Genomic DNA, 13,619 nt, shown 5'->3' with positions numbered 1-13,619 from the left:
GACCTCGACGCTCACCAGTCTCGCCAATGGCCACCCCGCATCGCGGATCGACGAGCTCCTGCCGCACGCCCACGTGGGCTGAAAACAGCGCTTACGTCAATGCAGGGGGGCGGCGGCCTGAACGGTACGAGTTCTTAGCTGGCAGTCTTCGCGATCTAGTCCCGATACCGCCGTCTGGCTCATGCTCGCCTGGCACTTGCTAGGCGTCGGCACGACCATAAGCTGGTGCGTGAGGCGGCGGTTTACGTGGCAATCCGCTGGTGCTGTAGCTTCGGTATTACCGGACTGCGGCCAGATAACTCAAGCTTGCCTCGGATACAGCAACGCTGGGCCGACCAGCGCTTTGGTTGCATTGTCGAGCATACCGTCAGGAGCCCAAGATTAATTTTGCTTTTATTGAGGGGGCAGTTCTACTCACAGATGTAACTTAAGCACATCCTATCCCTGCAAGGCCTATCGGCGAGCCTCCAGTCGCAAACAGCAAGGCTAGCCCGTGAAATTTCAGGTGTTCCATGATCCGACGGGAGTCCGTGGTCGTCTGATGAGATGGCTGGGAGCAGGAGTAGTGATTTCGATCACGCTGTGTCTTGCAGCGTTCGCATGGGCCTTGGGAACTTTCGAACGGCGCCCCGCTCCGCAGTTCCCTAGGGCAAGCGCCGGACAGCTCGCGCGCCCTGTCTCGCTCAGGCACAGCACTGCTCACAATACCGCAGTCGCTTGGTTGCCTAATATGGCTAGCCCAGGGGCACAGCGACTCGGAGATGAAACTCTGGGCTTCTACATGCCTTGGGATGAGGCAAGCCGCCGCTCCCTGCGCGCCAATGTTGACAAGCTATCGTGGGTTGCCGCTGGCCTCGTCTCGGTTCGCGGGCGGGATCACCAATGGATCGAGGCTTCCGACTGGTCGCTCAAGGAGATCCTGAACGGCAGCACTCGGGCCAAGCTGTTGCTGATGATCCAGAACGACGGCGAGACCGGCTGGGACGGCGCCAACATGGCGCGGCTTTTGGCCAGTCCGCAGAGGCGTCGTGCTCTACTCGACAAGGTTGCAAAGGTCATGGTCCGGCTCGGCGCGGCGGGTGTTTTCTTCGACATCGAAGACCTACCCGTGTCGGCGCACAATGACTACCGCGCGCTTCTCTCCGAAGCGCGCGAGCGGTTGCCGACACTGTCCGGTTCCAAAGCGCCAACGGTGATGCTCGCTGCCCCCATTGCGGATGAGACTTGGGATCTTGGCGCCTACGCCCGCGCTGCCGATCGCGTCGTCCTGATGGCCTACGACGAACACTGGCAATCCGGATCGCCCGGACCAATCGCTTCGCAGGCTTGGTTTGCCCGGGTCGTGGAGAGCGCAGTAGCGCGAACCGGACCTGAGCGGGCGATCGTGGCCATCGGGAGCTATGCGTTTGACTGGTCGAAGGGGCAGGAGCTGGCGGATTCAATTACCGTCGAGCAGGCCTGGGCACGCGCGGAACAGGCCGGCGCTCGCCCGCAATTCGATGCCGGCAGTGGCAACACCGGCTTTGCCTACACCCAGTCGGGCGCTTCGCATGAAGTCTGGATGCTCGATGCCTTTAGCGCCTGGAACCAAATATCGGTGCTGCGCCAGCTGCACCCGGCGGGCGTGGCGGTTTGGCGCCTCGGTAGCGAGGATCCCGGATTTTGGTCTGTTCTCGCGGCCGCACGACGCGGCACGCGACCGCCGGTCGAGGCTTTGCGGGCACTGCCTGGCGGGGAAGGGGTTGATCTGCGGGGCACGGGCGAAATCCTGCGCTTGGGCAGTCCGTCGACCAGAGGTTCGCGCAAGATGTCCGTCGATGCGCGCGGGCTGATCCGCTCAGCCAGATATGAAACGCTACCGCATGGCCATATTGTCGAACGCAGCGGGAACATGCCGCGTCAGATCGCGCTCACTTTTGACGATGGGCCTGACCCGCGCTGGACGCCCCAGGTTCTTGACGTGCTTGAGCAGTACAACGTTCCAGCGACGTTCTTCGTTACAGGCACGCATGTGCTGGACCAGCCAACGCTGACACGCCGGATTGTGGCACAAGGATCGGAGCTGGCCAACCATTCGACCACGCACGCGAACCTCGACCAACTCTCGGATGGGGCCGTAGAACTGGAAATCAACGCGACGCAGCGGTTGGTCGAGGCATACACGGGCCGTTCTATGCATCTGTTCCGCGCGCCATATCTTGGGGATGCGGATCCCCATACGGCGGCGGAATTGCGAGTTGCGCAGATCGCAGCGAAGCTCGGCTATTTAACCGTGGGTCTCAATGTCGATCCGCTGGATTGGCAGACCACAGATGCCGCGACAATTACCGCGCGCACGATCGCCCAGATCGAGAGCGGCGGCGCTGGCAACGCCCGGCGGATCGTGCTCCTGCATGATTCGGGCGGTGACCGCAGTGCGACCGTGGCTGCCCTGCCGACCATCATCCGCGAACTGCGTGCCCGTGGGTACGAATTTGTTCCTGTCTCGACCCTTGCTGGGCTGACCCGCGACACCGCTATGCCGGTGCTAGCGCGCGGCGGCCAAGCGCAATCCAGTCTGCAGGGTGCACTGTTCAACGTGCTTCGGGTGGGCCGCAAGGCGATTGGCTGGCTATTTATGGCGGCCGTCATACTTGGGTTGCTGCGTGTCCTGCTGCTTTCTGTACTGGCCTCCTGGCAAACCCGCCGCATCAAACAGGGGCATCATCGCCCGGAAGCGCCAGCGCACCTCGTGCCGCACTTTGTTTCCGTTCTGATTCCCGCCTTCAACGAGGAACGCGTGATCGAGGCATCGGTGCGCCGGGCACTCGCCACTCAAGGCATTCGGGTGGAGATCATCGTGATCGATGACGGTTCATCTGACCGAACGAGCGAGATTGTCCGGAATGCGTTCGGCCTTGATCCGCGGGTGCGTCTTCTGACGCTGGATAATGGCGGGAAAGCTAGTGCGCTCAATCAAGGGCTGGCCATTGCCAAGGGCGACGTGATTGTCGCGCTTGATGCAGATACCCGCTTCGAACCTGACACCATCGCGAAGTTGGCAAAGTGGTTCGCAGACCCAACCGTTGGTGCGGTGGCCGGGAATGCGAAGATCGGCAATCGCGTCAACTGGCTCACCAGATGGCAATCCGTGGAATACATCACGGCGCAGGCGCTTGAGCGGCGTGCGCTGGAGGCACTCGGTGCAGTAACGGTCGTGCCGGGTGCTGTTGGCGGCTGGCGCCGTGCGGCGCTCGATGCAGTGGGCGGCTATCCTGCTGACACCTTGGCCGAGGACCAGGATCTGACCATCGCCATCCAGCGTGCCGGGTGGCGAGTGGCCTGCGAACATGAGGCAATTGCCTGGACTGAGGCGCCAGAGACCGTGGGCGCGCTATTCCGTCAGCGCTATCGCTGGGCATTCGGCACCTTGCAGTGCCTGTGGAAACATGCAGCCGTCATTGGTCGGGGGCAGCCGCGCGGGCTAGCCTGGTTCGGGTTGCCGCAGGCGTGGTTGTTCCAGATCGGACTCGGCCTGCTTTCGCCGTTCATCGACTTGGCCTTGGTTGTTGGTCTGATCGATACGGGCTTGCGGGCTATAAGCCATGGCTGGGGCTTGATGTCGGACGATTTCACCCGAATGCTGGCATTCTGGCTTATCTTCTCGGCGGTGGAGTGCGCCTGCGGTGCACTCGCCTATCGTATCGATAGCCGTGAGGGCCGTTTGCCGGCGTTGCGCCTGCTGGCCATGCGCTTCGGCTATCGCCAACTACTCTACGCCGTCGTGGTTCATGCAGTCGCCTCGGCACTTCACGGCATCACGGTCCGATGGGGCGTGCAGCAGCGAAGCGGAAACGTCACAGCCCAAGCTCGTGATCCTTTCACGCGAGATGGAATGCACATCAGTTACAATAAAGTGGGGCAGCCTGATGAGCGCGGGGATGAGAAACTACCGTCGATTCCTGTTGCGGCCTAAGGACACATCGTTTGTCCTTCTATTTTGCGTCACCAGTCAACGATCGCCTGGTGTCCGGGATTGAGAAAACCCTGCTGCTTAGTCCTCTTACCAAGAGCTTCCAGTGGTAACCGCTTCAACCTCGCCAGATCTCACGGTTAAGCGTGGCGATCTGCTCGTCGAGCTCAGCTAGGAGGTCGATCATCAGCTTGAACATCGGCCGCACAGTTTGCGGCAAGCTTGATGCCATGTCCCCGTCTTCCAGCAGGTCAGCCAGCAGCGTCATGGATGCGGTGCCTCGCGGCGTGACTCAGCCATACTCGGCCAAGTGTTCGCGGATCGAATTAATGAGCTGGGTGCGCTGGCGCACCATCAGATTGCGGGTGCGGAACACGAGGCCGGCAGCCAACTACTCCTCGCTCTTTACCGCCACAAAGCGCATGCCTGGGCCCTGTGCTGCCTCGCCTGGCATGCGTACCGGAACGCCTTCTCCCCAAGCGTAGAGCGTCACGCGACAATGGAATGACCGGGTTCAAGTCGTTTGCAATTGGGTTTGCGCGATGAACAAAGGTCAATCCTGAGCAAATCAACGCTTATCTGAGTGCACCTAAACGGCAGCTCTTTTTAAAACCCGCCATTTGTTTGTGGACCAGTAAATTAAGTTTGGTACGCAACGGTTTTTGCACTTGTCTGGTTGGAAACCTCTCTCGGAGATTGTCGATCGGCGTGATAGCGGTAAGTAAAGGCAGGCTATGGCGACCGTTGTTATAGCCCTGCGTGGCACGACGCTCATACTATTGCGGTATAGCCCTGTAATTAGTGATCCGCCCGACACATTTCTGCCCATGCTTGTTGCATTGGTGTTTCGCCTTGGGGAATAACCTTTGGTTGGGGAACGTTATGGGCACCGTGTCTGGATCGGCACGGTGGAGGGAAGGGGGAAATATGAAAAACGTATTGGGTGCAGGTTCGTTGGTCCTCAGTGGCTTGGGATTTGCAGGCGTTGCTGCTGCGCAGGAAATGCCTGCGACAGCTGGAGGCCAAGAAGCCCCGACCGTATGGCGAGCGAGTGCAGGCGTAAACTACTCCGAGGGCGACTACGGCGACACGCAATCGACCAAGGTCGTTTCGGCTCCTGTGGCGCTCAAGTATCGCAAGGGCGGATTTTCCATACGTGTTTCGGTGCCTTGGGTGCACATTGATGGCCCAGGGAGCATCCTCGACACGCCGCAGGGACGCGATGCCGGGTTCGGCGACCTTGGCGTAACCGGCGACGATGGCGGAAGCAGCGGTGGAAGCGATGACTCGTCGGGTTCGGGGTCCAGCGGTTCGAGGTCCAACTCAAATTCGGGCAGTTCGGGTTCGGGGAATTCGGGCTCTGGCGGTTCCGGTTCTTCAGGCGGTGATGATGACAGCGGCAGTGGCGGGGTGATTGCTCCGCCGACACCCGGAACGGTTTTGTCCAACAGCCGGGGCGGGCTGGGCGATGTTTCGGTGGCGCTCGGATATTCGCTCGAACTTGGCCGCTCGACTTGGCTGGATTTTGGTACGCGCTTGAAGTTGCCCACGGCCTCCCGGGCAAAGCGGCTTGGCACGGGCAAGGCCGACGTGACCGTCAGCGGCGATCTGGTGCAGGACATCGGGCGCTTGAGCGTTTTCGCCAGCGCGCGCTATCGCTTCCTTGGCAAGCCCGCCGGATCGACTTTGCGCGATACCTGGGGGGCAGGGGGTGGTGTGAGCTATCGCCTGCCCGGCGGCACGATCGTCGGCGCGGACTATGACTGGCAGGAATCGGCAACGCCGGGGCGCATTGCCAGCAGCGAGGCGACTGGATGGATCAACTTCGGCCTGACACGCAAGCTGCGCGTGCAGGTCTTCGCCTCGACAGGTTTCAACGTGCGCAGCACCGATTTTGCAGGCGGCCTGTCGCTGAGCTGGCGTCTGAATTGATGGCGTTTAAAAGAATTTCGATGCGGAAGGAATAAGCGCGAGCGGACGTCGTTGTCGCCCCGATTGAATGGAAGGGGTGAGAGACGATGTTGCAGGATCTGCGAACGCTCGAAATGTTGCTGACTGGCGCAGGCGAGCAATCCGCCACGGCCCCGCGCAAGGGGCGCGTGTTGCGCGATGATCGCCGCGCGGCGGCCAAGCGCGCTTTCACCACGCGCCGCGTCAATCTGGATATTGCAATGCGCTTGCGCAGCGATCTGCGCCCGCGTGCCGGAGACCTGGTGCTGGCCCGGGTGGCCCAGCTTGGCCAGCACCAGAAGCTGGAATCTCCGCACGGCCGTCGTGCGCAGCTTTACGAAGGTGACGAGATCATCGTTGCTTTTGGCGAGCGTTATGCGCCCGACCAGTTCGAGGCGGTGGTGCCCGAGGACCTCTCGGTATGCGATCTTGTGGCGGCCGGCGGCGTTGCGGGAAAGGTGCTGAGCCGTCACGCGAAGATTCGCGCCGCCACACGCATCGAGCCCATCGGTCTGCTGGCGGATGAAACTGGCAAGGTACTCAACCTGGCGCGGTTTGCTCTACCTCGTGCGACTGCAAAGACGGGGCTGCCGCCGGTGGTTGCGGTGGTGGGCACGTCGATGAATGCGGGCAAGACCACGGCGGCGGCAGGGTTAATCCATGGCCTCGCGCGCGCCGGCCTTGTAGTTTCGGCTACCAAGGTGACCGGAACTGGATCGGGCGGCGATCTGTGGACGATGCTTGATGCAGGGGCACGCACGGTGCTCGATTTCACCGATCATGGCCATGCCTCGACGGCGGGGTTGGCGCAGGAACGGATCGAAAGCGTCGCGCTCTCACTCATTGCGCATAGCGCGGCGGCGAAGCCTGACGTGATCGTCGTCGAAGTGGCTGACGGTCTGCTGCAGCGGGAAACCGGCGCGCTTCTGCGCTCACCTCGCCTGCGCGATAAGCTGCACGGGGTGCTGTTTGCCGCAGGTGATGCGATGGGTGCGGTGGCGGGCCATCAGTGGCTGGTCGCGGCTGGGCACCGGGTGCTCGGTGTTTCCGGCCTGCTCAGCGCCTCGCCGCTCGCCACGCGCGAGGCAGAGGCTGCGCTTGGCCGACCGGTGCTGACGCTGGCGGAATTGCGCGATGCGATCACTGCGCCAAAGATCTGCTTTGCGGGCGGAGAGGTCTCGTGCGTCGCCTGATGATGGGGTCAGCCGCCTGGCGAATGGCGGCGCCTGTTGCCGTGGCTGCGGCGCAGGCGGGTTCCACGCTGGTAGGTGCGGCGCTGTTGCATCGCACAGGCCAGAGTCCGGCCGGCCTTGTGCCGATCGGCCTTGCCGTGGCGGCGCTCGGTTCCACATTTGCGCTCGAAGTGCTGCGGCGGCGGCTGTGCGAGGCGATTGGCTGGCGCGAGGTGGCGCAGGTGCGGGCAAGGCTGCTGCGGCGCGTGCTGCGGGCGGACCGGGCCAAGGTGGCCCGTCGTCGCCATGGCGCGATGCTGCAAGTGTTTGTCGGCGATCTATCGGCGCGGCGGCAGTGGTGGAGCGACGGCTTGCCGCGTGCGGCGACTGCGCCGGTCCTGCTCTTTGCGCTGCTGGCCTGGGCGGCGTGGCAATCGCCCGTAATGGCAGGCTGGATCGGTGCGATGCTGGCGCTCGGGATTGCGGGTGGCGCGGCTCTGCTGCGACCGATGGCGCGGGCGGTTCGCGAAGTGCGGCGCAGGCGCGGGCAGCTTTCGGCTTTTGCTTCTGACCGGATTGCCAGAGCGGCAACCTATGGTCCTGTAATCAATGAGCGGGCCGAGATGCGGCGACTGAAGCGGCGGACTGATGCGCTCAACCGGGCTGCCTTGCACCGGGCGTGGTTTACCGGATCACTACGGGGATTGCCGCATCTGGTGACAAGCCTGATCCTGCTCGTCGTGCTGCTGGGGGGCGGGCAGTTTGCGGGTACGATCGTGGTGATCGGCACAGCAGGGCTTGCCCTGTCCGACCTTGCCCGCGCGGCAGAGCTGTGGCTCCCGGCGCGCATTTCGGCGAGGCGCATTGCCCGGCTGATGCAGATACCGCGAGCCCGGAACGGTGCGGTTCTAGTCGATTTCCCGCAAGCTCTGCGCAGCGTCGAAAGCGACCGCCCATGAGCGCGCTTTCCGTTTCACCCTTGACGGCGACACCGATGCCCTTGCCGCAATTTCTGCCGGTGCCCGACGCACAAGGGCGCCAGTATTATGCCCTGGTCCCCGAGACCCTGCGCCAGGATGCGGTGCCGCTAGTGGTCGTTCACGGCATATCGCGCAATGCGGCAGAGCTTGCCCTGCGCTTTGGCGAATGGGCGCATGCCGAGGGTACGCCGGTGATCGCGCCGCTTTTCGAACGAGCAAGGTTCGGCATGTACCAGCAGGTTTGCGACCGGACAGGGGTGATTCCTTGCGACGAGGCCTTGGCTGACATTCTGGACGATGCGGCGCGCAGGTTCGGGTTCGAAACGACGCATTTTAACCTGTTCGGCTTCTCGGGCGGGGCGCAGTTCGCGCACCGCTACGCGATGATGCACCCCTCGCGCGTGCGGCATTGCATTGCGGCGGCGGCGGGGTGGTACACCATGCCCGATACCGCGAGTGCATGGCCGCTCGGGCTGGCCGATGCGCCGCGTCGGGTTGACCGGGCGGAACTTGCGCAAGTGCGGTTCGACATCATCGTCGGTGCGTTGGACCGGCAACAGGACAAGGCGCTGCGCCGCTCGCCCGAAATTGATTCAGTGCAAGGCACCCATCGGCTGCAGCGCGCCCGTCGCTGGCATCGCGCGATGCGCAAGTCCGGTCTGCGCAGCAGCCTGACGATAATCCCTGACTTGAGCCACGCGTTCGGTGACGCGGTTCATCTCGGCCTCGTCCCGCTCGTTTTTCAATTGCTCGCCACGCATCGAGCCAAACATGAGGAACCCGGAACATGAAGCTTTCCGCAAAGGCCTTTGCGCCCGCTGTCGCTCTGGTTGCCCTTCCGGTGCATGCTCAGGAGGTGAAGGCGGACGAGAAGGGGCTGACGCTTGAAGCCGGGCCGCTGCAATTGAATCTTGGCGGACGACTGCATCTTGATGCCAGCGTGTTCGACGAGCCTGACGTGCCCCGCACCGGGACCACAAGCGGAGATGTCCGCCGCGCCCGTATCGAGCTTTCGGGCCGAGTGGCAAAAGTCCTGCGGTTTCGCGTCGACCGCGAATTTGCCGGAGCAAAAGGCTGGCGCAACGTCTGGGCCTCGATTGAGCCGGTGAGCAACCTCGAGATCAAGGGCGGCAACATGATCGTCCCGTTCTCTTTGGAAGACCTGCAAAGCTCCAACGTTTCCCCGTTTGCTGAGCGTTCGATGGCGTCTGCCCTGACCGGCGGGTTCGGCTTTGGTGGTGCGGTCTTCACAGGTGGGCGGAACTGGAGCGCCAGTGTGGGCTATTTCACCGATGCTCTGGCAAATGATGAGGGCCGCACGACCGAGCGTGGCAAGGGCGTGCTCGGGCGCGTGACTTTTGCCCCGGTGCGCACGCGCGATACTTTGCTGCATCTTGGCTTCGGCGGCGAGCGGCGCTCGTTTTCGGCCACCGAGCGCGTGCGCTTTACAGCTGATCCGGGATCGGTTTTCGCGCCCAACGTCATTTCGAGCGGGACACTCGGCTCGCTCGATACGCTGACGGCGTGGAATGGTGAGGCGGCCGTCTCGTTCGGACCGGTGCTGTTGCAGGGGCAAGCCATCGCGCTCAAGCTGCATCGCTCGCTGTTCGATGATCGCAGCTTCAATGGGCAGACGGTATCGGTTGGCTGGATCGTGACTGGACAACGCCATGAATACAGCGGGTCATCGGGCGTATTCGGCGGGCCAGACCGCCGCAAGGGCGAGGGTGCGTTCGAGATCGCAGCGCGTTACAGCCGCCTCGATCTGGTAGACGGCACGTTCGATCGCGGGATCGGCCGTGCGCTCAGTGCGAGCGCGATCTGGACGATCAGCACCAATCTGCGCGTGCTTGCGACATACACTGACAACCGGGTGCGCTTCCCCAATGGCGGACTGCCGGCGAAAAACCGCGTCGGTGTGCTGAGGGCTCAACTGAGTTTCTAGTGCGGAACCTTCGGGTTGGCTTTCGCCGGGGCGGTCACTTGCTGGAGTGGCCGCCCCACTTCTTTGCGATGAGCGCTTGCTCCGCCTCGGCACTGACGGGATCGGCGAGCTTGAGGTGCGCCTGGGCTGCGTTGAGCGCGGAATCGTCAGCGCCTGAGGCGACGGCAAATTCCGCGTTGTCCACAGGTGCTGCGCCCTTGCCCTTCGCCTCGATGATCCACGAACCCTTGTCAGCGCGGCAAGCGAGGGCAATGCTGCTGCCATCTCCAAATTCGCGGCACCAGCGCCCGTCTGCAGCCTGGGCGGTGAGCATGGGCGTGATCTTGCGGCCATCGGGCAGGTCGGCCTGCGCAAGTGAGGGCGTCTCGTCCAGTGCGCGTGATAGAGGATCGCGGGCATCGCCACTACTGCGCGGCGCGACGACCAGTATGGCGACGAGGCTGGCGGCAATCGCGCCGCCCAGGGGCAGGGCGTGGCGCTTCCACCACGGGGAATTGTCGTTTGCAGGTAGAGGTGCCAGCCTTTCGGCAAGGCCCAGTCGCTCCAGCATAGCCTGATCGATCGGCGCTTCGGCTACTGGCGCAAAGGCACCTGCGATCAGACTGTCGTTGGCCTTCCATTCCTCAGCCAGGGCGGCAAGTTCCGGATCGGCGGCAAGCTCGGCCTGAAAGGCGGTGAGGTCATCACCGGTCAGCTCGCCATCGAGCCATGCGGCAAGCCGTTCTTCGCGGGATAGCGTCATCGTCCGGCTTCCTTCTGCGCGTCTTGCCGACCGGCAAGCGTTTCGGCGATCTTGCCGCGGGCGCGGGCAAGGCGGCTCATGACCGTGCCGATGGGCAGGTCCAGCGCCTCGGCTGCGTCGCGATAGCTGCGGCCTTCGATCACGACCATGGCAAAGACGGCGCGCTGATCTTCGGGCAATGCCTGCAGGGCGCGCTGTGCGGCGGCAAGGTCCGAGCGGCTTTCGACCAGCTCGCGTCCGTCGCTTCCGGCAAGGCTGTGCAGTACCTCGACGTCAACCGCTGTGCCGCGCCGCTTGGCCGCGCGTGCGCCATCAATGTGCAGGTTCTGCGCGATGCGGAACATCCAGCTGTCGAGCCGCGTACCCGGCTCGAACTGGCCGGAGCGCAAGAGCGCGCGTTCAACCGTAGCCTGCATGAGATCGTCTCCATCGGCAGCAGAGCCCGCCATGGCCGCGCAGAAGCGGCGCAGGCGCGGCAGCACGGCGACAATCGCCGTACGCATGCACTCCGCACCTTGCCCTACCAAATACATCCATGCCCTCACAACGACTGCTGCGATCAGGTATTCCAACCGGCCTGCACGCACGCTACAAAAAAATACCATGGCCGGCGCGGCACCTGCGGAATAACGCGGGCTTGCAGACGTTGTCAGCGCGTATCAAGCAGGATTGCATCCATGACCAAGCGCGCCATCATTGCTGGAATAGCCATAGGGGCTCTTGGCGTTCCCGCTTCTCCGCACGACCGTGATCCGCCCGAACCCTCGCGCGCGCAGGAGCGGTTGGAGCGTGAGCAGGACCGCGCGGCCCAGCGTGCCGAGGAGCGCGCCGCACGGTTCGAGGCGGATCGGGAGCGGATCGAGGAGCGCGCTGTGCGCGAACCGGCCAAAGCTGCAGAAGACCTTGCCAAGCTCGAAGCGGATCGGGTGAAGGAAGAAGTCAAGGCCTCGGAGGATGCCGACAAGGCCGAGGCTGATTACGAGAAGGAACTGGCCGACGAGGCCGAGGACGCGCTTGAGGATGCTGCCGATCTGGCGGAGAAGGGTGCAGACAGCGCCGAGGTCGAGCATGGCAGCAGCGCCGAAATGCACGACCTTGCTGATGGCGAACGTGCCGAGCATGATGAGCGCGGCTATCCCGTTCGGCGGGGCGAAGTCTTCGCCATCGACATGCCCGAACCTGCGCTGGCCCAGCTGCGAGGGGCGGGTTTCAAGGTTATCGAACGCATCCGGTTGGCCGCGCTCGATCGAGACATGCTCCGTGTTTCGGCGCCCGATGGCGTCAGCGCCGTTGCTGCCAGGGACCAGCTTCGGACGCTTGCCCCTACTGCCACGGTGGACGTGGTCCACTACTACGGGCTTGATCTTACCGCGGGCATGAAGCCGCACAAGGCGCGCGAGAAGGCCATGCCCTCGCGGGCACAAGCAAGCTTTTCGGTCGGCGTGATCGACACCGCGATTGCCCCGCACCCGTCGCTGGTTAAGGCAAGGATCGTGGCGTGGACCGACGGCGCTTCGGTTGAGGCTCCGGCGGGTCACGGCACGGCAGTGGCCTCGCTGCTGGCCAGCGAGGGACGGCCCACGATCTACAGTGCCAATATCTTTCGCGGACCGGCAGGCCGGCCTTATACTTCCGCGGAAGTCATCGCATCGGCGCTGGAATGGACACTCCGGCAGAACGCGCCGGTCATAAATATGAGCCTTGCCGGTCCACGCAATGCCATTCTCGATCGCCTGATCCGCGAAGCTGTGGCGTTAGGCAAGGTCGTTGTTGCAGCAGCGGGGAATGGCGGTCCCACAGCCCCACCGTCCTACCCGGCCGCCGTCCCGGGGGTGATTGCCGTAACCGCGGTCGACAAGGACCGGCACGTCTATCGGCTGGCCCAGCGCGGACGTCACATCGCGGTGGCGGCCTATGGCGTCGATGTGCTCGCCGCCGATGCGCGCAACAATCTCGCCCGGTTCACCGGCACGTCGTTTGCAACCCCGGTGATTTCAGCGTGGCTTGCGCGGTGCCGGGCAGGTAGCAAAACCACAGCCCAATGCGGCCATCAGTTGAAGGAAGCTGCCAAGGATCTTGGCGCCAAGGGATTTGACGAGGTTTATGGCTTCGGCCTGATCGAATGATACAAAAGCTTCAGAGCGTCCTTCCCGCACTCCAAACCTTACATTGGTGGAAGTGCGGGCCGCTCCGCGCATCTCCATGGCCGCCGCACATCAGCCCCTGCGAGCGGTATGTTGAGTGGCGGGTTATGGCAAAGAACCGTCGCTAAGCCCGCCGAGCGCGAATGTCTGGAAATGCCAGCCAACGTCTTTCAGCATTACGGTGGGAGGATGAATGTAAGGCCGCTTCCGATGCCGTGACCAAGGAGTCCGAGCGTCCGGAAAGAAAGGCGAAGCCGGGACTAATCTGCCCTTGCGTTGCACAGCGGCAAACTTGCTTTGAATAAGGCACCTGAATGCAACAGATGATGTTCTGCTTCGCCCCCTAGCGTGTTGGTCAACATGCGTTGCATTGTGCGCAAGCCAAAGCCTTTTCTCTCGGTGGGTTTGACCTGAGGACCGTCTTTTTCGACCCATTCGAAAGACAGCCTGTCACGGTCTTCGTCGACGACTCAGGTGACATGGACGCTACCCTTGTCTGCAAGGAGGGCCTCGATCCTGTCGGCGATCATACGGAGCAAAGGCCCGAAGCCTTGAGTATCGTGGCTTTGCCCAGGCGTCAGCACGAACCCGAGTGGGCGACCTTTGGCATCGCATCGGGCGTGGAGTTTGGTGCTGAATCCCCCTCGCGATCGGCCAAGAGCCTCGGTTTCCTGAGTCCCTTTTTTATGCCGACTGCACAATGATGTGCCCGGACCACGGTGCTGTCGATCATG

At 63.1% G+C, this 13,619-nt stretch carries 10 protein-coding genes and 2 pseudogenes; 7 read left to right on the top strand and 5 right to left on the bottom strand.

What is annotated here, in order from left to right; all coding sequences use genetic code 11:
- The first annotated feature begins 730 nt into the window (after positions 1-730).
- The gene (locus B9A23_RS21380; protein ID WP_254895236.1) at positions 731-3,955 is read left to right on the top strand and encodes a glycosyltransferase; all 3,225 of its coding nucleotides are present in this window, start codon (positions 731-733) and stop codon (positions 3,953-3,955) included.
- Between the two features lie 115 nt (positions 3,956-4,070).
- Here the strand turns inward: B9A23_RS21380 and B9A23_RS23010 are convergent, their stop codons facing one another.
- Together B9A23_RS23010 and B9A23_RS23430 are read right to left on the bottom strand one after the other, a co-directional pair.
- Positions 4,071-4,220: a hypothetical protein gene (locus B9A23_RS23010; protein ID WP_176218121.1), complete on the bottom strand. Its 150-nt coding sequence runs from the start codon at positions 4,218-4,220 to the stop codon at positions 4,071-4,073.
- A 27-nt stretch (positions 4,221-4,247) separates the two neighbouring features.
- Positions 4,248-4,382, bottom strand: a pseudogene (locus B9A23_RS23430) (IS110 family transposase); the annotation flags it as partial.
- A 497-nt stretch (positions 4,383-4,879) separates the two neighbouring features.
- Here B9A23_RS23430 and B9A23_RS21375 point away from each other — a divergent pair.
- From B9A23_RS21375 to B9A23_RS21355, 5 genes are all read left to right on the top strand, one after another.
- Positions 4,880-5,884 (top strand): hypothetical protein, encoded by a 1,005-nt coding sequence (locus tag B9A23_RS21375; protein ID WP_139797638.1) that lies wholly within the window; start codon positions 4,880-4,882, stop codon positions 5,882-5,884.
- 86 nt (positions 5,885-5,970) lie between these two features.
- Positions 5,971-7,095, top strand: coding sequence for a P-loop NTPase family protein (locus tag B9A23_RS21370; RefSeq protein ID WP_217806656.1), 1,125 nt, complete (start codon positions 5,971-5,973; stop codon positions 7,093-7,095).
- Complete coding sequence (locus B9A23_RS21365) at positions 7,095-8,033, top strand: ABC transporter transmembrane domain-containing protein (protein ID WP_084281385.1); 939 nt, start codon at positions 7,095-7,097, stop codon at positions 8,031-8,033. The genes B9A23_RS21370 and B9A23_RS21365 overlap by 1 nt, the downstream gene beginning before the upstream one ends.
- A complete protein-coding gene (locus B9A23_RS21360) occupies positions 8,030-8,845 on the top strand; it encodes an alpha/beta fold hydrolase (protein WP_139797636.1) in 816 nt (271 codons plus the stop codon). Before B9A23_RS21365 ends, B9A23_RS21360 begins: the two co-directional genes overlap by 4 nt.
- Positions 8,842-9,999: an OprO/OprP family phosphate-selective porin gene (locus B9A23_RS21355; protein WP_084281382.1), complete on the top strand. Its 1,158-nt coding sequence runs from the start codon at positions 8,842-8,844 to the stop codon at positions 9,997-9,999. Before B9A23_RS21360 ends, B9A23_RS21355 begins: the two co-directional genes overlap by 4 nt.
- 34 nt (positions 10,000-10,033) lie before the next feature.
- Here the strand turns inward: B9A23_RS21355 and B9A23_RS21350 are convergent, their stop codons facing one another.
- The gene (locus tag B9A23_RS21350) at positions 10,034-10,741 is read right to left on the bottom strand and encodes an anti-sigma factor family protein (RefSeq protein ID WP_084281379.1); all 708 of its coding nucleotides are present in this window, start codon (positions 10,739-10,741) and stop codon (positions 10,034-10,036) included.
- A complete protein-coding gene (locus tag B9A23_RS21345; protein ID WP_217806655.1) occupies positions 10,738-11,244 on the bottom strand; it encodes an RNA polymerase sigma factor in 507 nt (168 codons plus the stop codon). The genes B9A23_RS21350 and B9A23_RS21345 overlap by 4 nt, the downstream gene beginning before the upstream one ends.
- A 174-nt stretch (positions 11,245-11,418) precedes the next feature.
- Between B9A23_RS21345 and B9A23_RS21340 the strand changes: the two genes are divergently transcribed.
- Positions 11,419-12,867: a S8 family serine peptidase gene (locus B9A23_RS21340; RefSeq protein WP_254895235.1), complete on the top strand. Its 1,449-nt coding sequence runs from the start codon at positions 11,419-11,421 to the stop codon at positions 12,865-12,867.
- 506 nt (positions 12,868-13,373) lie between these two features.
- Here the strand turns inward: B9A23_RS21340 and B9A23_RS21335 are convergent.
- Positions 13,374-13,619 (bottom strand): annotated as a pseudogene (locus tag B9A23_RS21335) (transposase); the annotation flags it as partial.

The sequence above is a fragment of the Novosphingobium sp. B1 genome (assembly GCF_900176395.1).
In the GTDB taxonomy this organism is placed as follows: domain Bacteria; phylum Pseudomonadota; class Alphaproteobacteria; order Sphingomonadales; family Sphingomonadaceae; genus Novosphingobium.
Note: the sequence above shows the minus strand (reverse complement) of the source record. Positions and strands in the feature narration are given on the sequence as shown.

Excerpts from the sequence above, each read along its gene's own strand:
- B9A23_RS23010 (WP_176218121.1), bottom strand. The coding sequence starts at position 4,220 with ATGACGCTGCTGGCTGACCTGCTGGAAGACGGGGACATGGCATCAAGC.
- B9A23_RS21355 (WP_084281382.1), top strand. The coding sequence starts at position 8,842 with ATGAAGCTTTCCGCAAAGGCCTTTGCGCCCGCTGTCGCTCTGGTTGCC.
- B9A23_RS21345 (WP_217806655.1), bottom strand. The coding sequence starts at position 11,244 with ATGCGTACGGCGATTGTCGCCGTGCTGCCGCGCCTGCGCCGCTTCTGC.
- B9A23_RS21370 (WP_217806656.1), top strand. The coding sequence starts at position 5,971 with ATGTTGCAGGATCTGCGAACGCTCGAAATGTTGCTGACTGGCGCAGGC.
- B9A23_RS21375 (WP_139797638.1), top strand. The coding sequence starts at position 4,880 with ATGAAAAACGTATTGGGTGCAGGTTCGTTGGTCCTCAGTGGCTTGGGA.
- B9A23_RS21360 (WP_139797636.1), top strand. The coding sequence starts at position 8,030 with ATGAGCGCGCTTTCCGTTTCACCCTTGACGGCGACACCGATGCCCTTG.
- B9A23_RS21350 (WP_084281379.1), bottom strand. The coding sequence starts at position 10,741 with ATGACGCTATCCCGCGAAGAACGGCTTGCCGCATGGCTCGATGGCGAG.
- B9A23_RS21340 (WP_254895235.1), top strand. The coding sequence starts at position 11,419 with ATGACCAAGCGCGCCATCATTGCTGGAATAGCCATAGGGGCTCTTGGC.
- B9A23_RS21380 (WP_254895236.1), top strand. The coding sequence starts at position 731 with ATGGCTAGCCCAGGGGCACAGCGACTCGGAGATGAAACTCTGGGCTTC.
- B9A23_RS21365 (WP_084281385.1), top strand. The coding sequence starts at position 7,095 with ATGATGGGGTCAGCCGCCTGGCGAATGGCGGCGCCTGTTGCCGTGGCT.